The following is a 25,192-nucleotide window of genomic DNA, read 5'->3' on the forward strand; positions in this document are numbered from 1 at the left end:
AGACGTTATAACTTAAACAACCTATTCAAAATGAGTTCCCAATTGCACATTACCAACGGGGATAGTTTCACCCAAAAGTTAAAAACACTAAAGCTTAAGGGCGACATAATCACCTGGCGCGAAATGCTTTGCGAGGGAAAAACGGAGACTAATGTAGGCAGTGAATCGTTTTGGAAAACCCGTTTTGATTTTCTTCACAAAAATTATAAAGTAAGCAAGTCCTGGTTTGTTGAGAAGACCTTAAAGGAATATCGTTCCCTCTGTAACCATAAACAACAGGATCAAATCGTGCTTTGGTTTGAGTATGACCTCTTTTGTCAGATCAATATGCTGGCCGTATTGAGTTGGCTAAAAAAGCACAGGCGATATGCCGAAATTTATTTGGTATGCACAGGCGATGAAGATCAAACAAGTCATTTATACGGCCTTAGTGAATTAACTGATGACCAACTTTTAAATTCCTACAAGAATAAAATTAAGCTTTCCCAGAACGATATCGAATATGCAGACTATGTCTGGCAACTGTATTGCAGTGATAATCCCATAAGGTTAGAAAATTTAATAGATTTTGAGAATTATCAGTTTGCTTATCTCTCTGATGCTATCAAAACCCACTTAAAGAGATTTCCTACCATCAAAAATGGTCTTAACGAACCGGAGAACCGTATTTTGGAAATATCCCTGCAGCAGAAACCAAAATCCAAAAAAGCTTTATTAAGTAAACTGATTCAAAATCAAGGTTACTATGGGTTTGGTGATACGCAATACGAACGCGTAATAGCGAACTTAAAACCACTTTTTTCTTCTTTCAATCCTGTACGGTTAACCGCTAAAGGAAAAGCAATTTTGGATGGACAAACCAATTATTATTCTCAAATAAGGGATAATGAAGACTACCTTGGAGGTGCATTAAAATATAATTTTTTATACAATACTGAGTCCGACAGAATTTTAAAACTGTAGTATGCAACTGAGTGCATCCGAACTCATTCTCAATGCCGATAAAAGCATTTACCACTTAAATCTACACCCTGAAGACCTCGCCGAAACAGTTATTGTTGTCGGCGATCAAAACAGAGTTCCTTTAGTTTCCAAATATTTTGATACCATTGAAATCGAAAAAGGTAAACGAGAATTTATCACCCATACCGGGACACTTAATGGGATACGAATTTCTGTAGTATCTACCGGCATCGGAACAGATAATATTGATATTGTAATGAATGAGCTGGATGCCCTGGTTAATATTGACTTTAAAACAAGGAAAATAAAGGAAAACAAAACACGCCTGGACATCATTAGAGTAGGAACCTCCGGCGGCATTCAACCTGATATTAGTACAGATTCATTTTTATTAAGTGAATATGCCATTGGTTTTGACAATGTTCTTCATTTCTACCAAAGTGAACATATTCAGCATCCGGAAATGCAACTTGCTTTTATAGATCAGACAGGGTGGTCTGTCTTTAAATCTATCCCATATGTTGTAGATTCAGATTTGCAGCTAACGGAGAAACTTCGGTCAGACAGGGTTATAATGGGATTTACTGGAACTAACACGGGATTCTATGGCCCGCAGGGGCGCCGACTACGCTTGTTACTAGAGGATGATGAACTCAACCGGAAATTAAGCGCATTTGAGTACAACGGCAAGAAAATCACCAATTTGGAAATGGAAACTTCTGCTATTTTTGGCCTGGCTAAACTTATGGGCCATAGAGCTGCTTCAATGAATTGTATTTTGGCAAACAGAAGTACAGGGGAATTTTCAACAAACCCGGTCAAAACCATTGATGCCCTTATTAAATACACACTTGAAAAACTTACTGCCCATTGAAAGCCGTAAAAATCGTAGGGGTCCCCGAACATTTTAATTTTCCATGGCTAATGGCCATCAATGAAGGGGCTTTTAAATCAAGAGGGATTGAGTTGATTTGGGAAGATGTCCCGGAAGGTACCGGGAGAATGAGTTCTATGCTGAAAAATGGAGAAGCAGATTTAGCCATAATCCTAACAGAAGGAATTGTTAAAAGCATCATCGAAGGCAATCCTTCAAAAATTGTTCAGGAATTTATAGCATCTCCACTTCAGTGGGGAATACATGTTGCCGCCAAAAGCGATTACCAAATTCTGGATGATCTTAAAAATAAGACGGTCGCAATCTCAAGATTTGGCAGTGGCAGCCACCTTATGTCCTTTGTAAATGCGCAAAATCTTGGTTGGGACACTACTTCGCTGGACTTCCATGTGGTGAATACCCTTAATGGGGCAATTGAAGCTCTGACGGAAGGGTCGGCAGACTATTTTATGTGGGAACACTTCACAACAAAACCTATAGTTGACAAAGGGATCTTTAGAAGACTGGCAGATTGCCCTACTCCATGGCCATGCTTTGTTATTGCAGCCACAGATTCATTTATAAAGGAGAATAAAGGATGTCTTCGGCATATTTTAGAGACTATTAATCGCTACACTTCTGAATTTAAACGTATCCCCAGCATTGACAGAACCCTGGCAAATAATTACGGGCAACAACTGGAAGATATACGCGAATGGCTGAGCATGACACAGTGGAGTCAGACGCAGATTGATGTGCAAACAATTGAAATTGTCCAGGATCAGCTGTTAAAGTTAGATTTGACAGACCATAAACTGGAAGTAAATAACCTAATTACCAATTTATAGGTTCTTTCCCCATTTTTAGCAGTAATTCGTTTGTTTTGCTGAAATGCTTATTCCCAAACCAATATCCCCTATTAGCACTTAGAGGAGAAGGATGACCGGAGGTGAGAATATGGTGTTTGGTATGATCAATTAGCGAGGCCTTCTTTTTGGCAAAACCACCCCATAAAAGAAATACTAGCCCTTTTTTAGTAATAGAAAGCCTTTTAATGACTGCATCGGTAAATACTTCCCAGCCTTTATTTTGATGACTGCCCGCACTTTGCGCCCTTACGGTAAGTGTGGCATTTAATAACAAAACACCTTGATCTGCCCAATGTTCAAGATTACCACTTTCGGGATAGGGTTTACCAATATCTCTTTCAATTTCCTTGAAAATATTTATTAATGATGGTGGATGCGCGACACCTGTTTTTACTGAAAAACATAGACCATTAGCCTGGTTTGCTCCGTGATAAGGATCCTGCCCGATAATAACCACTTTTGTTTTGTCAAAATTTGAGTGGTCAAATGCGGCAAAAATCTTGTTCCCGGGAGGGTAACAAACCCCCGAAGCATATTCATGCCTTACAAACTGAACCAAAGAAGTAAAATAAGGCTGCTCAAACTCAGTTTGTAACTGGTTTCGCCAGCTTGAATGTATAGATACGTTCATTAACTTAAGGCCTGATATTATTGATAAATTTAAATCAATATTAGCTATTCTACCAAATGGGATGTCAGATTATTATTATAAACGAAGTCTATTTGGAACTTATGTTCACTTTCTGCTCCTGGAGTATTTCATTTTGGCTCATCCGAAACTCCAGGGCTTTAATATAAGCCGAATTCTTTTTCGAAGAATGTTTTGAATAGGCCTTATTGGCCCAATCAACAGCTGCCACAAGCCTATTATTACGTTCGTTTAATATAGCGAGATTATAACAAGCCTTGCTACTTATTTTGGGATCGGGATTTTCCGATTCAGATCTCCATAGATTAGCTGCGGACTCCCAATCTCCGGATAAGGTAAAGCTTTCTGCCTTCTCAAATTCCGGAGTACCTTTAACATAATATGCTCGTGTAATGCTATATTCGTTTGGCTGCAACCTGGAACCGTAGGAACTGCCGGCTATTTTACTTTGTTCGATTATGCTTTCCACACGTCCTTCTATTGCCTGGAGGGCTTCGTAGGGATTAAGTCCCTTTGCGGTCGATACAATTTGATTGTTAAAAGAAAATTCATCCAGGACAAGTTTATTTGATGGGTCATAGATTCTCCACCCATTCTCAATTAAAGTCTCCAGGGTAATCTGCTGCCCGTTAACTTTGTATTTAACACGCAACAAATCATTCTGCTCCATTTTTGTATTTTTTAGGGAGACCTTGGTGTCTGCATTATAATATGCCAACGAAAAAATTGCATCAACCTCATATTCCCTGCATAATGCTTCAATGGTCTTCCAGTTAAGATAGTTGCCATCATCTTGCAAATCCTCGACATTTTGCCCAACATCTTCCATAAGGAGAATGGTATCAAAACGTTTGTCACTTGCAAGTTCATAGTAGAGTCCGGCTATTGCAGCATCACGGGCTTTTAGGATCATCTGTTCATTTTCCCTGGAAATAAGCCGATTTAATGAGTTTTCCTCTTTACCCCCTTCTATATGTATCTCACCTCCTATGATTCCTACTCTTTTAATCTTATCTGAAAGAGAGACAGGCGCGGGCTCCATGGCCCGGATATCAACATCCCTGGTAGTAACGCAACTTACGGCTATTGCCATAGGGATAAGTAATAAGACCCTGTAGTAAAATTTTATCATGAAAACTTGTTTTAATAAAATCGTTCTCTATACTTACTAAACAGCCATTTATATAGGATTATTGCCCTAAATGGGAAAATCAACAATCCCAGGATCTATAATACCTGAACAGCCGGACACAACAAGAAAGCGATTATAAGCAATAGTTATATAGAATTTTCAAAATCCGCCCTATTCCATACCTTTGCCACCTGCAATTCCAAGTAATGCAAAAAATAGACAAAAAGACTTTACAGGATTTAGAGTTTCCCCTGGTATTAAAACAGCTTGCCGAAAGGTGCAGTACCGAATTGGGAAAGAATAATACTCGTTCCCTTCAACCAATAGCAGACAAGGATGAATTATTGGTTGTATTGGGACAAACTTCTGAATACCTGGCTTCTTATAGTAATGATAATCGCATTCCTAATCACGGATTCGATTCCATAAACAGTGAATTACAGCTTCTTTCCATAGAAAATACTACTTTGGAAATTGGGGGGTTCCAACGGATTAGCAGAATATGTGTTACGGTGGATACCCATAAAAAATTCTTTAAAAAGTTCAAAGAGTATTATCCCCTATTATTTGCCGGTTCGGAACAATTGGAACCCAATTCGGAGATAGCATCCAATATTGAATTGGTAATTGATCGTTTTGGGGAGATCAGAGACAATGCTTCGGAATCGTTAAGAATTATACGCCGTCAAATTAACCAGGTAAAAGGTAAAATCAACCAGAGTTTTGCTGCAGCCTTAAACAACTATCAATCCGCCGACTTTTTAGATGAAATCCGCGAGTCAGTTGTGGAAAACCGTCGGGTTTTGGCCGTAAAGGCTATGTACAGGCGCAAAGTTAAAGGTACTGTAATGGGAACCTCTAAAACTGGAAGCATTATATATATTGAACCTGAAGCCTCTTTAAAGTATTCCAGGGAATTAAACAACCTTGAATTTGACGAAAAAGAAGAGATTCAAAGGATTCTTAATCAATTAACCAATCTAATAAGGCCATACGATGATCTGTTAAAAACCTATCAAACGTTTTTGACAAAGATGGATATTACGGCTGCGAAGGCCAGGTATGCTGACGAAATGAATGGGTTATTACCCGAAATAAACAATGAAAGCCGACTTTATTTACGTGATGCTTTTCATCCTTTACTTTATATGACTAATAAGGGTATAGGACAAAAGACATGGCCGCAGACCATAGAGTTGCATCCAGAGAAGAGAATAATTGTTATTTCGGGCCCAAATGCCGGTGGAAAGAGTATTACCCTAAAAACCATTGGTTTATTGCAGATTATGTTGCAAAGTGGTCTGCTGATTCCGGTGCATGAACGGAGTTCTGTTTGTTTGTTTAAAAATATCCTTACGGATATAGGTGATAATCAATCTATTGAAAATCATCTCAGTACCTATAGTTACAGGCTGAAGAATATGAATCGTTTTCTGAAAAAGTGTAATAAAAATACGCTGTTTCTGATTGATGAGTTTGGAACAGGCAGTGATCCTGAATTAGGCGGGGCGTTGGCTGAAGCTTTTTTGGAAGTTTTCTATGAACGCGGATCATATGGCGTAATTACCACCCATTACGCCAATCTAAAGGCGTTAGCGGATGAATTGCCCCATACTACAAATGCTAATATGCTATTCAACTCAAAAACCCTGGAACCTACATTTCAACTGGAGCTTGGACAACCGGGCAGTTCTTTTACTTTTGAAGTTGCCCAAAAAAATGGTATCCCCTATAATTTAATTAATAAGGCAAAGAAAAAAGTCGAACGCGGTAAATTACGATTTGATGCCACCATTGCTAAAATGCAAAAAGAGCGAAATAAAATGGCCCGTACAGGATCGAGACTTCAGGAGGAGGAATCAAAAGCCAGGGATGAAGCAAGTAGGCTCGAAAAGCTTAATGCCAAGATAAAATCGAAGCTGGAGAATTATCAGGAATTGTATGACCACGATCAGCGGATGATTCATTTGGGAAATAAAATAAATACCATTGCCGAAAGATATTTTCGGGATAATAAGAAACGCGTTCTGGTTTCGGAACTCTTGCGAATTGTAGAAACTGAAAATAGTAAACGCAAGAAAAAGTCTGCTGCACAAGCCAAAATTGAGCGCCAGAAAAAGGTTGCTACTGCTAAGGAAGTTCAAAAAGAGGTTAAGGTTATTAGGGAGAAAAAGAAAGTGGAAAAGAAAAAAATCACATCAAATAAGAAGCCTAAACCCAGACCTGTTTTAAAAGTTGGAGACCGTGTCCGTTTATTTGACGGAAGGGCAGTAGGAAGTATTGACAAGATTGAAAAAAATAAAGCTGTGGTAAACTATGGGATGTTTACCACTAACGTAAGTGTAGATCAATTGGAATTGGTGGAAGCCAAAAAATAGTTCATATACAACTTAGGGTTCAATACTTGGTGCCAACACACGATGAATATCTTAAAGACATATTAAAACCTATCGTTTTCTGCTTTCCAGTCTCTATTTTTGCAGCATGATATTTGAAGCTGATAAAAAAATTATCTTATTCGATGGTGTTTGTAACCTGTGTAATAACTCCATTCAATTTGTAATTAAGCACGATGCTAAGAATATGTATCAATTTGCTGCCCTGCAAAGCGATGCCGCCGCCGCACTACTTTATGAAAGGGGGATTGATTCTTCCAAAACAGATTCTATTATCCTGATAGATCCCAATAAAGCCTATTATACCAAATCATCGGCAGCTTTGGAGATCGGAAAATCTTTTGGAGGCGGATGGCGACTGTTGGGCATTTTTAAGTGGGTTCCTGAGCCAATAAGAGACTGGGTTTATGATGTAGTAGCTAAAAACAGGTATAAGTGGTTTGGAAAACAAAATGAATGCATGATCCCAACTCCCGAATTAAAATCAAAATTTCTGGATTAGTCTATTTTTGATTGTTTAATATAAAATCAATAGATTCATTTTTGCATAGCTTTTCAGAATATGCCAAATTCTTTTGCCTTATGGGTTGTGCAAGGCCCAACTTCTGCAAATAATTGATATCGCCGACGCTATTCAGTGACACTTTTCCCGAAAGCAGCCCTATACAGCTTATTTTTTGCCTTCCTTAGACCCTTTAGGAAACAAATGTTCATTGGTGAAATTTTTAAATTTATTTTACTTCGTCATAAAATTCATCCCAATCTTCAATGCGTGGCTTTCCTAATTTTCCAACAGATTTACCAACTACCATGGCAACGGTAGCATCTCCGGTAACATTTATTATAGTCCGGCACATATCCAATGGTCTGTCAACCGCAAATATCAAAGCAAGGCCTATTGCCAACTTATCTGATGGAAAACCAATAGACTCCAATACAATAACCAGCATCACCATCCCTGCTCCCGGCACAGCCGCGGAACCAATAGACGCCAATAAGGCCGTAAGAACTATGGTTAGTTGCCCCGCCAAATTTAAGTCAAATCCCAGGGCCTGAGCTATAAAAACTGCTGCAACGCCCTGATATAAACTTGTACCATCCATATTAATAGTCGCTCCAACAGGTAGCACAAAACTAGACACTTCTTTGTCTACCCCAATATGCTCCTCAACTCTTTCCATAGTTACCGGTAAGGTTGCTGCACTGGAACTGGTAGAAAATGCCAAAAGCTGAGCTGGGCTTATCTCTTTAAGAAACCAGAAAGGGTTCTTTTTTGTATAAACTGCCACTACAATGCTATAAAATACAATCATTAAAGATAGTCCGAGAACTACTACTCCCGCATACTTTAATAAGGCATATAACAAATCTGCATCACCAGATGAAGCCACAACATTGGCTAACAATGCAAAAACTGCAACCGGGGCCGTAAGCATAATTAAATCTACCATTTTCAGAACCACATCATTTAAAGAATCGAAAAATTTCTTCAGGGGTCTGGCCCGCTTTTCGCCTATTAACAACATGGAGATCCCCAGAAAAATAGTAAAAAATATCACCTGCAGCATCAAGCTATTGTCACTTAAAGCACCAAAAGCATTGTCCGGGACCATATCTTCCAGAAATTGTAATGGTGGGCCTTCTTTCTGTCTCGAAGCTTCTTCAATTTTTGAAGTTACCCCGGTGTCGGAGGCGTAGGTCTCTGTTAGTTTAGTAATTGTTTCTTCTGAAATGCCTTCGCCAGGCTGCATTATATTCACCAGGATAAGACCTATAGTAATCGCGACAATAGTAGTACAAATATAAATGGCTATAGTGCGCAAGCCAATGTTCCGAAATTTAGATATGTCTTTCAAATCCGAAATCCCTTTAACCAGGGATGCCAAAATAAGAGGAATTGCAATTAGTTTAAGAAGTTTAACGAAAATGGTGCCAAATGGATTGATCCAGTCCTGAACAAAACCACGCCCCCACTCAAGATAGGTCATTGCAAATCCAAAAATAAGCCCCAGGACCATCCCGATCAGGATTTTCCAATGCAACTCCAGTTTCCTCATTTAATATTGTTTAGGTTGGTAAGATAGTATATTGATTGGAAAACCCCTAAAAAAGCAAATTTATAATTTTATGGTTCTGTTTAAGAGCGTAAAATCTGCCAGCACTAATGCCGCCATAGCCTCAACTATGGGCACTGCCCTGGGCACCACACATGGATCATGCCTGCCCTTACCCTTTGTTTTAACCATATTTCCTTCCTTGTCAATAGTTTCATAGGGTTGTATAATCGTCGCCACGGGTTTAAAAGCAACATTAAAATAGATATCCATGCCATTGCTGATGCCTCCCTGAACACCACCGCTATTATTGGTACTGGTACTTCCGTCTGTATTGAATTGGTCATTATGAACGCTTCCCTTCATTTTAACACCTTCAAAACCACTGCCATATTCAAACCCCTTTACCGCATTAATTGATAACATGGCTTTCCCAAGTTCGGCATGGAGCTTATCAAAAACTGGTTCTCCAAGTCCCACAGGGACATTCTGAATAACGCAACTTATAATCCCGCCTATAGTGTCCCCTTCTTTACGTACCTCTTTTATATAAGATTCCATCCTGGCCGCTGTTTCCGGATCCGGACATCGTACAGCATTGCTTTCCGTCTGTTTTAAATCAAGTTCTGAATATGCCTTTTCCAAACGAAGCGATCCAACCTGAGAAACATATGCATTAATACTAATTCCATCTAAGAATTGTTTAGCAATTGCTCCTGCAACCACTCGACTGGCCGTTTCACGAGCAGAACTCCTGCCTCCTCCCCTATAGTCTCTAAAACCATATTTTTTGTCATATACATAATCTGCATGTGAAGGGCGATATGAATCCTTAATATGAGAATAGTCTTTTGATTTTTGGTTGGTGTTGTAAATAGCAAAACCAATGGGCGTACCGGTGGTCCTACCTTCAAATATACCTGAATAAAAAACCACTTCGTCCGGCTCTTTGCGTTGGGTAACTATAGCCGACTGACCGGGTTTTCTTCTATCCAGTTCATGCTGTATGGCTTCCAGATCTAAATTAATTCCTGATGGACATCCGTCCAAAACCCCGCCAATCGCTTTGCCGTGTGATTCACCAAATGTAGTGAGCTTAAAAAGTGTTCCAAACGTATTGCCTGCCATAAGTTAAAGGTCTTTCTGGTATTCTTCGTGGAGTATAATCTTTCATTATATCCAGGTCAAAGATAGATTTTAAATAACGGGAAACCAAAATGGAGGTTTGCTTAATATTTAGGTAACAATTGACAGAAATTTCACTCAACATTTAACCTTAACCTTATCTAATATTGATCAAGACTTAAAACCTGAATCGTATGGTAAGACTAATTTTGTACCGGTACTAAATATTTCACCTTGAAAAAAAGAAAAATAGATATTGTTGTAATTTCAGATGTGCATTTGGGTACTGCAAGATGTCGTGCAGAAGAACTGCTGGCTTATTTAAGCAGTATAAAACCAAAAAAACTGATTCTGAACGGAGATATCGTAGATATTGGACAATTGAATAGAAATTTTTTTCCAGCCTCACACCTAAATATTCTTAAGAAACTCATCAACATGGCATCTAAGGGCACTGAAGTCCTATATATCACAGGGGATCGTGACAGAGGCTTGCGAAAGTTTAGGAATTCATCAATTAGAAATATTAGTATCCAAGACAATTTGGTTCTGGAATTAGACGGAAAAAAAACCTGGTTTTTTCATGGAGATATGCTTGATTTTTCCCTGAAATATGCGAAATGGATGGCAAAACTGGGACGCGTTGGATATAGCCTCTCAGGCCAATTGAATAACCTGGTGAATTTCATCTTTGCACAATTCGGTAAAGAAACAAACTCCCTGGAGAAAGAAATTAAAAATAATTCAATAAATGCCGGGAAGCATATTAAAAATTTTGAAAAAACGGTTGCCGAGATAGCCATATCAAATGGTTATGATTATGTGGTCTGTGGGCATATCCAAAAATCGAGGAAAGAGATGGTTCAAACTCAAAAAGGCAGCTGTACCTACCTGAATTCAGGTGATTGGGTTAAAAATCTTACCGCCTTGGAATATAGTTTTAAGAGATGGAAGATATATAATTACTGCCACGATAAACTCTTACCGTTTTTTGCAGATGAAGAATTGAAATCACTGGATTTGCATGAGCTGATCAACACTCTTGAATCAAAAAAATCGCGCAAACGATATTCAAAGTAAAAGTAAGAGCAATCATGTAACGTTCATCGCATTTTTTAAAATAGTTACCGGATGCTGCGCTATGCGCTTTGTCCCATCGGCAATTTGATGCCTGCAACTTGTTCCATTTGCTGCAATGATTACGTTTTCATCAGATTTACGTATGGATGGAAAGAGCTTTAACTCGCCTATTTGCATACTAGTTTTATAATGTTCTTTTTCATAACCAAAAGACCCCGCCATTCCACAGCAGCCTGAAGCTATTATGCTAACACTGTAGTTTTCAGGAAGATTTAATATGTCAAAAGTTACTTTTTGATCAGATAAGGCCTTTTGATGGCAGTGATTGTGAATTTTAATTGTGGCGGCCGATGTGGTGAATTGTTCCTTCATTATTGCCCCATTTTTAATCTCATTCGACAAAAATTCTTCAATAAGAAAAGTATGATCTGCAATCGCGTTAACTATCTCAGTATCTAAGTGAAATCTTTTGTATTCATCCCTGAAAGTTAGGATTGCGGAAGGTTCAATACCCAGAATTGGTACCCCTCTCCTGGCATAGTCATGCAACGGTCCGATATTTTTTTCTGCCAGCTTTTTAGCCTCCTTTAAAAAACCTTTTGAAATGAGTGCCCTTCCACTTTCACCCTGAAAAAGATGTACATCATACCCTAATCCCAGCAACAAATCAATAGCATCTTTTCCTACAGCGGTATCCATATACCTGGTGAATTCATCAATGAATAAAAGCACTTCTTTTTCCTTGGTAACTGATTGTTTTTTAGTATTTTGAAGATGTTTTACTAAATTATAATTTGAAACGTTTGGTAAGGTTCTTTCCAGGGCAATTCCTGAAATAATTTTTATTGGAGAACTAAGTAGCCTGGAATTATAAATCGTATTTGTTATTTTGGGAAATATGCTTCCTATAGCATTCAATCTGGTATTATGAGCAAATATCTTATTTCTAATTGCATACCCTCTGGATTCCTGGTATTGAAATAAAAATTCTGATTTTAGGGTAGAAACGTCAACATTACTGGGGCATTCAGATGCACAAGCTTTGCAACTTAGGCAGAGATCAAAGACGTCTTTTAGTTCTTCTGAATCAAAACGGTTTTTTTCAACGGAATTTGTGAGTACTTCGCGAAGCACATTAGCTCTCCCCCTTGTCGTATCTTTTTCATTTTTTGTCGCTTGATAACTAGGGCACATCCCCCCCGGGGCCTTATGGGTTTTTCTGCAATCCCCGCTCCCATTACATTTTTCTGCGGCTTTTAATATTCCCTCACTGTCGGAAAAGTCAAAAAGCGTTTTGATATCGGGTTCATGCCTGTCAATTTCATACCTCAAAGCTTCATCCATTCGATAGGCATCTACAATTTTGCCAGGATTAAAAATATGATCGGGATCAAAATATGATTTTATTCTGGTTAACAACTTATAATTGTCATCACCTAGCATCATAGGTATGAATTCTGCCCTTACAATACCATCCCCATGCTCCCCGCTGAAGGATCCACCATATTTTTTTGTTAGTTTGGCCACATCAGTTGTTATAAGCCTGAACAGGGAAACATCTTCCGCTTTTTTTAAATTAAGGATGGGTCTTAAATGTAACTCCCCTGCCCCTGCGTGCGCATAATAAACTGCCTCCTGACCATAGGATTTCATAATCTCGGTAAATTCACCAATGAAATCTTTTAAATCGTTCAGAGCTACCGCCGTGTCCTCAATACATGCTACGGCCTTCCGGTCTCCTACCATATTCCCTAACAGGCCCAGACCAGCTTTCCTCAGTGCAATGGCCTTGTTTATATCAGCACCTCTAAGAATAGGATTTGCATAACTTAGTCCCGAACTTTCAATCGTCTTAATAAGTTCTTGTAATTTGCGCTCAAGACCTTCTTTGGTATCATCTTTTAATTCCAACATCAGCAGTGCTGCCGGATCACCTTCAACAAAAAATCGATTCGACAATTGTTCCCTATTGTTTTTTGTGCAATCCAGGATAACTTTATCCATCATCTCGCACAAATACAAATTATGATGCATTACAGGAGCCACATCCTGCAGACAACTTTCCAGATCTTTATAATGAGTAACTACCATAGCAGCGTTTCGCGGTGGAATATCATCTAATTGCAAAGTAATTTCCGTTGTAAAAGCCAGAGTTCCTTCACTTCCGCTAAGTAGTTTACAAAGATTAACCTCCTCTTCAATACCACCGAAAAGCTTAGTGCGCAATAGTTCGTCTACCGCATATCCTGTATTTCTCCTATGAATACCCTCTTTAGGAAATTCTTCTTTAATCTGTTGTTGTACATTTTTGTTCTGTAATTCCCTATGCAATTCCCTGTAGATAGTTCCTTCCAGGGTATTCAATTCCATTTTTTTTCTGTATTCCGAAGGCGTTATTGATTCAAAGGTTGCCTGTGAGCCATCTGAGAGTATGGCCTTTAAAGAAATCACTTTATCTCGCGTTACCCCGTATTGAATTGAGGTTGTACCACTGGAGTTATTACCCACCATTCCCCCAATCATACATCGGTTTGAGGTAGATGTATTTGGACCGAAGAACAAACCAGAGTCTTTCAGATATTGATTTAGTTCATCCCTGATAACACCCGGTTGAACCTTGACGGTTTTCTTTTCAGTATCTAACTTAAGAATTTTGGTATGATGCCTGGAAACGTCAACAACAATACCTTCCCCAACGCATTGTCCGGCTAATGAGGTACCGGCGGTTCGGGGAATTAATCCGACATGCTGTTCCCTCGCAAAAAGTATCAATTTAACAATATCATCTTCATCTTTGGGGAAAGCAACAGCGATTGGCTCTTTTCTATAGACCGAGGCATCAGTTGCATAAAGTGCTTTGGACAGTTTATCAAATTGCAAACTTCCGCTGAGGGAATTTCGTAAGCTTATTAAAAGATTTTTATCCAATCCAAAACAATTTTAAGTGCGAAATTAAGTTTTAAATAGCTGAGAGCCTTTTTTTTGATTCGCAATTTAAACCTAAGCTAAAATCAGAACATATGAAAATTTTAAATTCTGTTTTACTAATCACCCTTTTATTTTCAGTTACTGCAAGTTCACAGGATATTTCAGATAATGCACTGGGGCTTCGTCTTGGCGACAGTGATGGATTTGGTGCAGAAATTTCATATCAAAGGCTATTGAGCAGATATCACAGACTTGAACTTAATCTGGGCTGGAGAGATAGCCGGGAGTTTGATGCCATAAAAGTTTCAGGCCTTTATCAATGGGTGAGGCATATTGATGGTAATTTTAACTGGTATTATGGAGCAGGTGCCGGATTGGGAAGCGCCAGTTTTGAACCTGTTCCGGGAAATGGAACTACGGAACCATTTACCCCTGATGGAGGCTTTTTCGCGTTTATAGCTGGTACAGTGGGAGTCGAATATAATTTCGACATCCCCCTCTTGTTATCACTCGATATAAGACCTGAACTTGGCCTGATAGGGTACAATGATTTCTCAGATAATTTTGACTTTGATATTGCCCTCGGAATTCGATATCAGTTTTAAAATCCCCACTTTAGACTTTTCTGTCCTTAACACAACCTTATGTCCAAGGACTTTTTTTATTCTCCTTTATATAAGTACCTTTGCCCTGCTTATTTAAAAAACAATGAAAAAATACATTTTTACAGCATTGCTATCAGGGATACTTGTAGCATGTAACACAACTCCGGAGGGCTATAAACTGGAAGGTACTTTAACTGGTGAATTGGAAAACGGAACACAGGTCTTCCTTAAAAAAACCGATGAAACTAATCAGTTAGTTGAAGTAGACACTACCACGCTGGAAAACGGTCAGTTTACATTTACAGGTACTTCTGATCTCCCTGAGCTTCATTATATCCTAATCAACAGGGTGCGAGGTAATATTCCGGTGGTTCTTGAAAACGGATCGATTGAAGTTAAAGCTCAAAAAGACAGCCTTGCTTTCGCCGGAATGAAAGGGACTCTACAAAATGACCTTTTTGCCGATTTTCTTGAAGAATCAAGAGGATTATCAGGAAGGGCTCAGTCTATGTCCAACGAAATGAGAAATGCTACGGCAATGCAAGATACCGCAGCTATGACTTCTTTAAGGGATGAGTACTTCGAATTGCAGGAAGAAGCCAAGACATTTGAAGTCAGATTTACCAAAGAACATCCTGAAGCCCTTATTTCGGCTTTAATCATTGAAAAGGTAATGGCAACCAAGGGACTGCCTGAGAATGAGATTAAGGAACTTTATGAAGCCCTTACCCCTACTATCAAGGAAACTGTTGTTGGACAACGCATAAAAGACAAACTTGAGAAACTTACAACAACTTCAATTGGTTCTAAAGCCCCTAATTTTTCAGCTCCTACTCCTTCGGGTGATGAATTGGCATTGAATGATGTTTTAGGAAAAGTGACAATTGTAGATTTTTGGGCAGCCTGGTGCAAACCCTGCAGGGCGGAAAACCCAAATGTGGTAAAAATATATAATAAATATCATGAAAAAGGCCTGAATATTCTTGGGGTTTCATTGGACAGAAGGGCTGAGGACTGGACCAAGGCTATTGAGGATGACGGCTTGGTTTGGAACCATGTATCCAATGTTCAATATTTTGATGAAATTGCCGAACTCTACAATGTAAAGGCTATTCCTGCAACATTCATTTTGGATGAAAATGGAGTGATCATTGCAAAAGATTTAAGAGGTATGGCATTAGAAAATAAAATTAGCGAACTACTTCAATAAAAGGAAGTTCTTAACAATAAAAAAACCCTGATGCCTAATGCATCAGGGTTTTTTTATACATTCTATTAGATCTTAAAACTTATTCTGCACATCGTCGAAATCACCGGCGATCGTAACATCATCTCCGATTTTAACCTCGCCAAAAATATTGACTACAGAGTCAGAGCCAATGAATTCTATAGTGGATCCATCTTTTAAGTCTAAATCACCATAAATAGTAAGATTTCCTTCTATCCGTAAGGTTGCACCTTCTTCAATTTTAATTTCTTTCCTTTTCCTATTCCTGCCTACCAACAAATTACCATTCATTTCTAGAAGGCCACTATCTTTTTTTATATCCACATCATTGATTACTGTCCAGGAACCGCACATCAATAGGGATCCACTCACTTGGATTGAATTAAATCTCTTTGCTCCTCTAAAAGCACTATCTTGCCCTTCATTGATAACTAGTTTACTTGTACCATTATATTCTTCGAGTGTTGCACAAGTGGCAGCTAAGCTTTGCGACAATCTATTTAGTTTTATAATTTGTAAACCTTCTGCTCCTGAAGCAGCGAAAACATAATCCCCTTTAGATTGGACATAATTAACCGAGCCATTAATTTGTATTACCCCATAAGGTGCAGCACTAGGTCCCCTATCTTCGGATAACGAAAGCCCGGCACCACCATTGGCCATTAATATAATATCCTTGTTAAAAGCAACTGCGTTATTAACCACATCTCCTGTCGCCGTATTATTGGGATCAATACTTATGGGTATATATTGCAGACGGGTTCCGGAATCATAAGAATATAATCCAACTCCTTTACTTCCTTCCGCTACAACAATTTTATCTTCTACAAAATCAACCGTTCTTTTGGTATATGCCCCAAAATCTGAATTGATCGGAATTTCTTTTTTGATCTTTAAATTATCATCCAGAATGCGCAATCCAAATCCGGCATCTAACAAGGCCACTTTATTATTGTCGAACGCCAGTGACCGTAGGTCAGAAAATAATTCTTCCCTTTTAACATCAAAATCTTTTGTATCATATATGGTTACAGATCCATCTTTTCCACTGGAAACATAAACTTCATTACCATCTACATGTACATCTGTTGCATTGTCACCAGGCTGGTATCCATAAAGTATACCAGCACCTAAATCCATTGTGCCTCCGCCATTGATTCGTATTTTAGTAACAAAAGAACTGGACGAAGCGGTAAAAGATGCTTCCTTATTCAGACCTCCAACTGCATATAAATATCCATCTGAATATTGTAATGAGTTAATATCTGAATTTAAATAGATGAGTCGTGAGGTTACCACCGGATTGTGAGGATCAGCTATATTTACAATGTCGATAGCTCCATAGTAATCTTCTCCGGCTAAATTATAAGAAACATAAGCATAATCTCCGTCAACATCGACATGAGAGGCAGTCAAATCAGCACTCCCTCCAATGCTTGGCGGACTCACCTGAGCCACAAGTGTAATAGGATAATCCCCTGCTTCATCAGCTTTAGCAGCCGAGAATTTTTTATTTGAATTAAGTTCATCTTCAAAAATATCCAGCACACCGGAATTTTCGAAATTAATGCTACCACTTAACTTTACTAAATCATTTTCTAGAATGAGGTTCTCCTGTTGTTCATCAACGAATACAGTAGTTTCGTCATCACAGGATATAAAAATGGCCATTGAAGCCATAAGTAAATAGGGGACTCTTTTCATCATAAGTAGGTTATTCAATCTAATTTGGGTAATTAGTAAACGGCAAAGTAACCTAATTGGTATATAAACTGTACTTTTTTTCGTTCAAACGTAGGATTTGATCGATTATAAACTTGTTTATTCTGATGTATTATTTAGGTTTTTTCTTACTAAAATTCTATTTTATTAAAGCTTACCCAATTTTTCAAGAACAAATAAAATTACGATTGGAATGGCCAGAAGCACTACCATTAAGGTATCCGAAACTATAAGGTCAGGTTTAAACAGCAAGGTCGTAACATATCCCCCGATTGCCCCACCGAAATGGGCGGTGTGTCCAATATTACCCAATCGCTTTTTCATGCCATAAATAGAATATAGCATATAGGCCAGTCCCAGAATATAAGCAGGGATAGGAATGGGTATAAACATAATGCCGAGTTGCATATCGGGCTGAAGTAAAATTGCCGCATACAATATGCCCGTTACTGCACCACTTGCTCCTACGGCGCTATAATAGGGTTCATTTTTATGAAAAAAAAGAGCGAGTAAGCTCCCTGCCAGGAGACTTATAAAATAAATAATTAAAAATTTTTCCCAGCCAAACCATCTGATAACGACAGACGCGAAGAAATATAAGGTAAACATATTCATGAAGAGATGAGAAATATCTACATGAAGAAATCCGGAGGTTAACATTCTATCGCGTTGTCCCGCCTTAATGGCACTTATAGTAAACTTATAGCGATCAAAGAAATAAACATCATTAAATCCCTTTATTGAAATCAAAACATTTGCAGCCATAATCCCAATAGTAGCCAGATGCAAATTCATAAATATATCAATTTAATTAAGCGTCAAATATAGCTATATTTGCGCATATTAATTTATCGAATGCAGCTGCTCGTTTATATTATTGCCTTCCCGTTTTTATGGTTAATCTCAATTCTGCCCTATAGGTTATTCTATTTATTTTCTGATATGGTCTATGTGCTGGTATATCGGATCATAGGGTATAGAAAAAAAGTAGTTTATGCTAATTTGGCTTTGGTTTTTCCTGATAAAAGTGATGAGGAATTAAAACGAATTCAAAAAGCGTTTTACAAGCATATGTGTGATATGTTTTTGGAAACCATTAAAACCCTGAATATAGGTGAAGAGGAATTAAAAAAGCGCTATGCCCTGCCCAATATTGATCTGTTGCTTGAAGTAGAGAAAAAGCGCAGTATCCTGGTGATGTTTCCCCACTATGCGAATTGGGAATGGAGTATTATTGTAAATCGATATGTAACATCAAAAGGGTTTGCTATCTATCAGAAAATTGGCAACAAATATTTTGATCGCTTGATTAAGAAAATTCGCGCTATTTGGAACACAACGCCCATTTCACAGAAAGAAACGGTCATCACGATGGCCCGTAATCATCAGAATGGTGTTACCGGTGTTTATGGAATCGTAAGTGACCAATCTCCGGAGGCACACCGCGCGCAGTACTGGACCAAATTTATGAATATTACTGTCCCTGTTTTTAATGGTCCCGAAGTCCTTGCCAGAAAGTACGACCATGCCGTGGTCTTTGCTAAAGTGTCCAAAGTAAAACGAGGTTATTACAGGACCGAATTTATACCCATAGCACTGGAAGGCGGTAGTTCTAAAGAGAATGAAATTACCGATCAGTTCCTAAAACTGGCTGAAGAAGAAATCAGGGAAAAACCGGAGTATTATTTATGGACGCACAGGAGATGGAAACACAGAGATAAAGTGCCGGAAAAATATCTTTAGTTGCAATCCATCTTTAAATAGCTGCAGTACTACACTAAGGATTTAGGCAATTCCTGCAATTGCTTTTATTTCGCCTATAATTCTATCTGCCAGTGCATCAGCTTCTTTCTGCGATTTAGCTTCCGTATAAATGCGTATAATTGGCTCGGTATTGGATTTTCTCAAATGCACCCAATTATCGGGAAAGTCTACTTTTACCCCATCAATTGTTGAAACATCCTCATCGCTATACTTTTTTTCCATGGAAGCTAAGATCTCATCAACATCAAGATCGGGAATTAGCTGAATTTTCTTTTTGCTCATATAGTAACTTGGATAACTATCTCGTAATTCCTTTACGGTACCTCCTCTTTCGGCCATAAGCATTAAAAATAATGCAGTGCCAACAAGGGAATCCTTCATTTTCTTCACAACATTCACCTCTCCAACCGCTGCTGCCTCATAAATACCATTGTGTTTAGTCGTAATATCTCTAAGCGCACGTGAAGAAGATAAATTGGATACCGTATTCCCTTTTGTTTTACCCAAAACATAGTCTGCACATGCCACCAGGGTATATTCCTCTCCAAACATTTCTCCGTCATTACTAATAAATGCCAAACGATCCACATCCGGGTCAACTACGATCCCAAAATCGGCCTTTTCCTTTACCACCAAATCACAGATATCACCCAGATGTTCTTTCAAAGGCTCAGGATTATGTGGAAAATGCCCCGTGGGTTCGCAATACAGCTTTATTACTTCAACCCCTAAAGAATCCAATAATCGAGGTATAGCAATACCTCCAGTAGAATTTACACCATCTACGACCACCTTAAATTTAGCTTTCCTAATGGCCGCTGCATCTATTAATGATAAATTCAGAACTTCATCTATGTGTATATCTATATATGCGTCATTTTTTGTAATCTTTCCAAGGTCATCCACCTCAGAAAAAGTAAAATCTTCATTTGCAGCCAATTGAAGAATAATTGCTCCTTCCTCTGCATTAAGGAACTCACCTTTTTCATTTAAAAGCTTCAGGGCATTCCATTGTTTCGGATTGTGGCTGGCTGTAAGAATAATTCCACCATGTGCATTTTCAAGTGGTACAGCTATTTCCACTGTAGGAGTCGTAGACAGTCCAAGGTCTACTACATCGATACCAAGTCCTACCAATGTGGAGACTACCAAATTCTGAATCATTTCCCCGGATAACCTCGCATCCCTTCCAACAACCACTTTTAAATTCTCCGAGTTGGTATATTGTTTTAACCATGCACCATAGGCAGCTGCAAATTTTACGGTATCAATAGGTGTAAGATTTTCGCCGGGCTTCCCTCCTATGGTCCCCCTTATGCCTGAAATAGATTTTATTAAGGTCATAAAATTTTATAAGTTTTCTGCAAATATATAAGACTTAATCAATATCATGTCCTCTCAATTTGTAAATTGAGTTTTGAAGATTATATTCGTAGTTCATGAATTTTTTGGCACATATATATCTCTCATTTGGAGATGATGAAGTTACCATCGGGAATTTTGTAGCAGATAGCATTAAAGGAAACAAATACAAACACCTTCCTGAGAGGATACAAAAAGGAATCCTCCTGCATCGGGAAATTGACACTTTTACAGATGCACATCCAATTGCCAAGCTGAGCAGTAAGAGATTACATCAAAATTACAGTCACTATAGCAGGGTAATAGTGGATATTTTTTATGACCATTTTTTGGCCAAAAATTGGAATCAATATTCAAGAACTCCTTTAAATCTATTTGTTGATCAATTCTATGATTTACTGAAGGATAATTATACTGTTTTGCCCGATGCCACCAAGCGTATGATCCCTTACATGATGAGTGATAATTGGCTCCTTAACTACGCCCAAATGGATGGAATCAGCAGGGTTTTATCAGGGATGAACAGGCGAACCAATAATAGAAGCAAAATGAATGAAGCCATTATAGATCTGGAAAAACACTATGATACCTTTGAAATAGAATTTACCGCTTTTTTTAGTGAACTCGAATCCTTTTCCAAACAAAAATATATCTCCTTATGCGAATACTAATTCTTCTTCTTGGGCTTTTAACATTTGTACATTGTAAAAAAGAACCTGCGAAGCCTACAGGCCTGGTAACTAAAAATGCTATGGTTGTATCTGCACGTAAAGAAGCATCCAAAATTGGAACAGAAATTCTTAAAAAAGGTGGGAATGCCTTCGATGCAATGGTTGGGACAGAGCTGGCATTGGCCGTGGCCTATCCTTTTGCCGGTAACCTTGGCGGTGGTGGATTCATGGTTTACCGTAAAAACAACGGCAATATAGGTGCCATTGATTATCGTGAAAAGGCACCATTGGCGGCCCATAAGGATATGTATCTTGACTCTCTGGGCAATGTTATTCCGGGTAAAAGCACCATTGGTGCAAGTGCAACAGGAGTGCCGGGCACCATTGCCGGTATTTTTGAAGTACATAGTAAATTTGGTTCCTTACCCATAAAAGATATCATTGACCCTGTTATAAAACTGGTTGATCAAGGGGTTGAAGTAACTCCAAAACAGGCTGCGAGACTAGACAAATACTGGGAACAAATTAAAAGTGTGAATGGTGAAAACACATTGTTTTATACTAAGTGTGATGCCGGAGACACATTGAAGTATCCGGCCCTTGCCAATACTTTAAGAAGAATAGCAAAAAACGGAAGGGATGAGTTCTACAAGGGAGAAACTGCCAAAATCCTTGCAAGATTTATACAGGAAAAAGGCGGTTATGTTACAGAAGAAGATCTGGCGAAGTATGAGGCCAAATGGCGGCAACCCGTGGTGTTCAATTACAAGGACTTAAGAATAATTTCAATGAGTCCGCCAAGCAGCGGCGGAGTGACCATAAATCAAATCTTTAAAATGATTGAACCTTATGACATTTCTGACTTTGGTCATAATTCTGCAAAATCTATTCAATTGTTTACAGAAGCTGCAAGACGGGCCTATGCCGATAGGAACTTCTTTCTCGGCGATCCGGATTTTGTAGTTATTCCTCTCGATGTTTTATTGAGTAACAAGTATTTGCAGGCTCGAATGGAAAACTTTTCATTTGATGCTGCCACACTTTCCAGTGAAGTGCAGCATGGAAAAGTGGAAATTGTAGAAAGTAGTGAGACTACACATTATTCCATTGTAGACCAGATGGGAAATGCTGTTTCTGTAACTACCACCTTAAACGGCGCATATGGTTCCAAACTATATTGCGATGAACTAGGGTTCTTCCTTAATAATGAAATGGATGATTTTAGTGCAAAACCAGGTGAACCTAATATGTTTGGGCTTATTGGTGCTGACGCTAATAGTATAGAAGCTGAAAAACGAATGCTAAGCTCAATGACCCCAACTATCGTTGAAAAAGAAGGTGATCTTTGGATGGTTGTGGGTTCTCCGGGCGGGTCCACAATTATTACTGCCGTAGCACAAACAATTCTTAACGTATATGAATTTAATCTGAGTATGCAGGAAGCGGTGAACGCTCCCCGATTCCATCATCAGTGGTTACCCGATCATATCGTATTTGAGACCGAGGGATTTACGGATGCGTTGAAAGCTGAGTTAAAATCCAAAGAATACCTGATTAGTGAGAAACCTACCCCAATCCTCGGAAAAGTAGATGCCATTCTGGTTTTACCCGACGGGAGTCTTGAAGGGGGTGCAGATAAACGTGGTGATGATACCGCAGTAGGTTTTTAAGAGCTGAAAGGAGTGAAATAAAGATATAATCTAATAGCTTCTTTTTGAATACTTATTTCCTCAATTGATTTTTTAATTCTTCCATTGATTCCTGCAACTGTCTCAGCAATCCTTTTTCAGTAGTTGCATCGACCCCAAAAGTAATCTTACTGCTTACCTGCCATAATTCCTGAACCTGCTCTGAATCTATTTCATATGGCGGATACGTTTCATTAAGCGAAATAAGCAGCATTTTTGAACTTCCCGGCAATTTTTCAATTTTCTTTACAAGTACTGCGTCGTGAAGTACAATCACATACATTTTATTAGCATTTATGTCGTCTAATCCTTCCACGGCTTTTGCCAGTACCCATTCACCCGGTTGCAAATTTGGCAGCATGCTATCGCCTTCAACCTGAAAACCTCTGTATGTAGCATTTCTGAACTCAGGAAGTGGGAGATCAAAAGCAGGTAATTGTTTATACCAGCTTGTATCCTGAATGTTTTGAGGATAGCCGGCGGCAGCTTTGGCATTGACCAAAACCATGTTGTCATTGTCTTCAGAATCAACGGTTACCACTTTTGGAATAACACTTGTCCCGGAATAATTTAAATATTGATTATTACTATCCCCAAAAAGCCACAGTGGATTTACATTAAATTGTTTTAACATTTCCACCACTACTTTACCTGAAAGTTTGGTGCGACCACGTTCGATATCAGCAGTAGTATTGGGAATTCCAAGCATCCTTGCAAATTCTGCCTGGGTATAACCCAAATCCCTCCTTATCTCAATAAAGCGTTTAATAGTAAGTTCATTTTCCATAATCGTTCTCTTACGTTTCTATAGCTGATTTTTATTATACCACGGTAAAAACCTGTGATTTTTAGCACCTCACTAAATAAGGTTCTGGCTGTTTTTTTTGGCATTTTGCCCATTGATAGCTTCTCAAAGATACAAAATTTGGATTATTTCCAAAATATTATCGGAATATTTCCTAATTTAGGATATTTTCCATATTTTTGGATTATATACAAACAATGATTCTCATGATGGATGAAATAATAACAGAAAAACTAAGTCTCTGGGCTAAAGAAGGATTAGAAGACAGCACTTATATAAGCGTGTCAAGAAAACACAAAAAGAAGGATAAAGTGCAGGTATATAAAGATAGGGTTACTAAAAACAGTACGCAAAATTCAATCAGCAAACAATTAAGCTTATTCTGAAAATAATGGAACAAGAAAAAATTTTAGTGTATGACGGAAGTTTTAACGGGTTTTTAACTTCAGTCTTTACGGCATTTGAAGAAAAAATAAATGTCGTGGACATTCAAAGAAAAAATGAGATTCAAAAAGGTCTTTTTACAGAAACCCAAATCATTCTAACTCAACTTAGCAAAGCTAAACGTGTTTGGAATGGTCTTAGCAAAAGGAGTAATACTGCCATTAAAAATATTTATTTTGCCTTTTTAAGTGAAACCCATGGCATTGAAAAACTACTCTTTTCTTATATCAAAAAAATAGTTGCTAAAGAGGAATCCAATCCAATAGAACTAACAGATGAGATGCTTTTTAAAATAAATAATCTAGCTGCTATAGTGGGCAAGAAAAAAAACCAGATGGAGGCTTTTACGAAATTTCAGGTTTCCAAGGACGGTGTTCACTTCATTATTGCAGAGCCGGAGTTTGATTTAATACCCCTGGTATCAAAGCATTTTCGTTATCACTTTAGTGACAGACAATGGATTATTTATGACATTAAGCGTAACTATGGTTTGTATTTTAATCTTAAAACCGTTCAAATAATTTCCTTAGATCCTAAAGCTGTTTTTACCAACAAGGCGTCATTTAAATCCAATGAGCATTCAGGGTTGTCAGGTGCTATAACGTTATGGAATTCCTATTTTGCGAACAATTCTATAAAGTCTTTAATTGCCCAAAGACCACATACCTATCAAATGCCCAAGCGGCAAAGAGATATTAGGGAGAAAAGGGAAGCGGTATAATTTAAACTTCTGACCATTTTAAATCAATAATGCATCCGTGATATATTTTCAAAATGGCATTAAACTATATGCTGGTTGGCTGCAAACGGGGATTTCTTTTGGACACATGGTT

At 38.3% G+C, this 25,192-nt stretch carries 21 protein-coding genes; 12 read left to right on the forward strand and 9 right to left on the reverse strand.

What is annotated here, in order from left to right; genetic code table 11:
• The first annotated feature begins 30 nt into the window (after positions 1 to 30).
• The 3 genes from Q0X77_RS06555 to Q0X77_RS06565 are packed head-to-tail and all read left to right on the forward strand — an operon-like array spanning position 31 to position 2,685.
• Positions 31 to 963 carry a DUF1835 domain-containing protein gene (locus Q0X77_RS06555; RefSeq protein ID WP_297794840.1) on the forward strand — a complete coding sequence of 311 codons (933 nt, stop codon included), beginning with the start codon at positions 31 to 33 and terminating at the stop codon, positions 961 to 963.
• Between the two features lies 1 nt (position 964).
• Positions 965 to 1,837 carry a nucleoside phosphorylase gene (locus Q0X77_RS06560; RefSeq protein ID WP_297794842.1) on the forward strand — a complete coding sequence of 291 codons (873 nt, stop codon included), beginning with the start codon at positions 965 to 967 and terminating at the stop codon, positions 1,835 to 1,837.
• Complete coding sequence (locus Q0X77_RS06565; protein WP_297794845.1) at positions 1,834 to 2,685, forward strand: substrate-binding domain-containing protein; 852 nt, start codon at positions 1,834 to 1,836, stop codon at positions 2,683 to 2,685. Before Q0X77_RS06560 ends, Q0X77_RS06565 begins: the two co-directional genes overlap by 4 nt.
• On the opposite strand, the gene ung is transcribed toward Q0X77_RS06565, so the two are convergent.
• Positions 2,672 to 3,337: a uracil-DNA glycosylase gene (gene ung / locus Q0X77_RS06570; RefSeq protein ID WP_297794848.1), complete on the reverse strand. Its 666-nt coding sequence runs from the start codon at positions 3,335 to 3,337 to the stop codon at positions 2,672 to 2,674. The two genes, Q0X77_RS06565 and ung, sit on opposite strands and share 14 nt — an antisense overlap.
• Before the next feature lie 88 nt (positions 3,338 to 3,425).
• A complete protein-coding gene (locus Q0X77_RS06575; RefSeq protein WP_297794851.1) occupies positions 3,426 to 4,487 on the reverse strand; it encodes a DUF6340 family protein in 1,062 nt (353 codons plus the stop codon).
• Between the two features lie 206 nt (positions 4,488 to 4,693).
• Here Q0X77_RS06575 and Q0X77_RS06580 point away from each other — a divergent pair, with 206 nt between their 5' ends.
• Both Q0X77_RS06580 and Q0X77_RS06585 read left to right on the forward strand, forming a co-directional pair.
• Positions 4,694 to 6,865 carry a DNA mismatch repair protein MutS gene (locus Q0X77_RS06580; protein WP_297794854.1) on the forward strand — a complete coding sequence of 724 codons (2,172 nt, stop codon included), beginning with the start codon at positions 4,694 to 4,696 and terminating at the stop codon, positions 6,863 to 6,865.
• A gap of 106 nt (positions 6,866 to 6,971) precedes the next feature.
• A complete protein-coding gene (locus tag Q0X77_RS06585; RefSeq protein ID WP_297794857.1) occupies positions 6,972 to 7,385 on the forward strand; it encodes a thiol-disulfide oxidoreductase DCC family protein in 414 nt (137 codons plus the stop codon).
• Between the two features lie 229 nt (positions 7,386 to 7,614).
• Here the strand turns inward: Q0X77_RS06585 and Q0X77_RS06590 are convergent, their stop codons facing one another.
• Together Q0X77_RS06590 and aroC are read right to left on the reverse strand one after the other, a co-directional pair.
• Entirely contained in the window at positions 7,615 to 8,940 is a 1,326-nt protein-coding gene (locus Q0X77_RS06590) for a dicarboxylate/amino acid:cation symporter (RefSeq protein ID WP_297794859.1), read from the reverse strand.
• Positions 8,941 to 9,000: 60 nt separating this feature from the next.
• Positions 9,001 to 10,065, reverse strand: coding sequence for a chorismate synthase (gene aroC / locus Q0X77_RS06595; RefSeq protein WP_297794863.1), 1,065 nt, complete (start codon positions 10,063 to 10,065; stop codon positions 9,001 to 9,003).
• 231 nt (positions 10,066 to 10,296) lie between these two features.
• On the opposite strand from aroC, the gene Q0X77_RS06600 reads away from it, so the two are divergent.
• Positions 10,297 to 11,142, forward strand: coding sequence for a UDP-2,3-diacylglucosamine diphosphatase (locus tag Q0X77_RS06600; RefSeq protein WP_297794865.1), 846 nt, complete (start codon positions 10,297 to 10,299; stop codon positions 11,140 to 11,142).
• A gap of 12 nt (positions 11,143 to 11,154) precedes the next feature.
• Here Q0X77_RS06600 and Q0X77_RS06605 read toward each other — a convergent pair whose 3' ends face one another.
• The gene (locus Q0X77_RS06605) at positions 11,155 to 14,070 is read right to left on the reverse strand and encodes an FAD-binding and (Fe-S)-binding domain-containing protein (RefSeq protein WP_297794868.1); all 2,916 of its coding nucleotides are present in this window, start codon (positions 14,068 to 14,070) and stop codon (positions 11,155 to 11,157) included.
• 92 nt (positions 14,071 to 14,162) lie between these two features.
• On the opposite strand from Q0X77_RS06605, the gene Q0X77_RS06610 reads away from it, so the two are divergent.
• The gene (locus Q0X77_RS06610; RefSeq protein ID WP_297794871.1) at positions 14,163 to 14,675 is read left to right on the forward strand and encodes a hypothetical protein; all 513 of its coding nucleotides are present in this window, start codon (positions 14,163 to 14,165) and stop codon (positions 14,673 to 14,675) included.
• A gap of 103 nt (positions 14,676 to 14,778) precedes the next feature.
• Positions 14,779 to 15,885: a TlpA disulfide reductase family protein gene (locus Q0X77_RS06615; protein WP_297794874.1), complete on the forward strand. Its 1,107-nt coding sequence runs from the start codon at positions 14,779 to 14,781 to the stop codon at positions 15,883 to 15,885.
• 72 nt (positions 15,886 to 15,957) lie between these two features.
• On the opposite strand, the gene Q0X77_RS06620 is transcribed toward Q0X77_RS06615, so the two are convergent.
• Entirely contained in the window at positions 15,958 to 17,610 is a 1,653-nt protein-coding gene (locus Q0X77_RS06620; protein WP_297794877.1) for a hypothetical protein, read from the reverse strand.
• A 162-nt stretch (positions 17,611 to 17,772) separates the two neighbouring features.
• Positions 17,773 to 18,420, reverse strand: a complete 648-nt coding sequence (locus Q0X77_RS06625; RefSeq protein ID WP_297794879.1) for a rhomboid family intramembrane serine protease — start codon at positions 18,418 to 18,420, stop codon at positions 17,773 to 17,775.
• A 60-nt stretch (positions 18,421 to 18,480) separates the two neighbouring features.
• On the opposite strand from Q0X77_RS06625, the gene Q0X77_RS06630 reads away from it, so the two are divergent.
• On the forward strand, positions 18,481 to 19,368 hold the full coding sequence (locus tag Q0X77_RS06630; protein WP_297794881.1) for a lipid A biosynthesis acyltransferase: 888 nt from the start codon (positions 18,481 to 18,483) through the stop codon (positions 19,366 to 19,368).
• A 42-nt stretch (positions 19,369 to 19,410) separates the two neighbouring features.
• Here the strand turns inward: Q0X77_RS06630 and Q0X77_RS06635 are convergent, their stop codons facing one another.
• Positions 19,411 to 20,733 carry a phosphoglucosamine mutase gene (locus Q0X77_RS06635; RefSeq protein WP_297794883.1) on the reverse strand — a complete coding sequence of 441 codons (1,323 nt, stop codon included), beginning with the start codon at positions 20,731 to 20,733 and terminating at the stop codon, positions 19,411 to 19,413.
• A 95-nt stretch (positions 20,734 to 20,828) separates the two neighbouring features.
• Between Q0X77_RS06635 and Q0X77_RS06640 the strand changes: the two genes are divergently transcribed.
• Positions 20,829 to 21,422, forward strand: coding sequence for an acyl carrier protein phosphodiesterase (locus tag Q0X77_RS06640; protein WP_297794886.1), 594 nt, complete (start codon positions 20,829 to 20,831; stop codon positions 21,420 to 21,422).
• Positions 21,410 to 23,092 (forward strand): gamma-glutamyltransferase, encoded by a 1,683-nt coding sequence (gene ggt, locus Q0X77_RS06645; RefSeq protein ID WP_297794889.1) that lies wholly within the window; start codon positions 21,410 to 21,412, stop codon positions 23,090 to 23,092. The genes Q0X77_RS06640 and ggt overlap by 13 nt, the downstream gene beginning before the upstream one ends.
• A gap of 52 nt (positions 23,093 to 23,144) precedes the next feature.
• Here the strand turns inward: ggt and Q0X77_RS06650 are convergent, their stop codons facing one another.
• Entirely contained in the window at positions 23,145 to 23,897 is a 753-nt protein-coding gene (locus Q0X77_RS06650) for a LexA family transcriptional regulator (RefSeq protein ID WP_297794892.1), read from the reverse strand.
• 409 nt (positions 23,898 to 24,306) lie between these two features.
• On the opposite strand from Q0X77_RS06650, the gene Q0X77_RS06655 reads away from it, so the two are divergent.
• Positions 24,307 to 25,080 (forward strand): TIGR03915 family putative DNA repair protein, encoded by a 774-nt coding sequence (locus Q0X77_RS06655; RefSeq protein WP_297794895.1) that lies wholly within the window; start codon positions 24,307 to 24,309, stop codon positions 25,078 to 25,080.
• Positions 25,081 to 25,192: the final 112 nt, after the last annotated feature.

It is taken from the genome of uncultured Eudoraea sp., assembly GCF_947258925.1.
Taxonomy (GTDB): Bacteria; Bacteroidota; Bacteroidia; order Flavobacteriales; family Flavobacteriaceae; genus Eudoraea.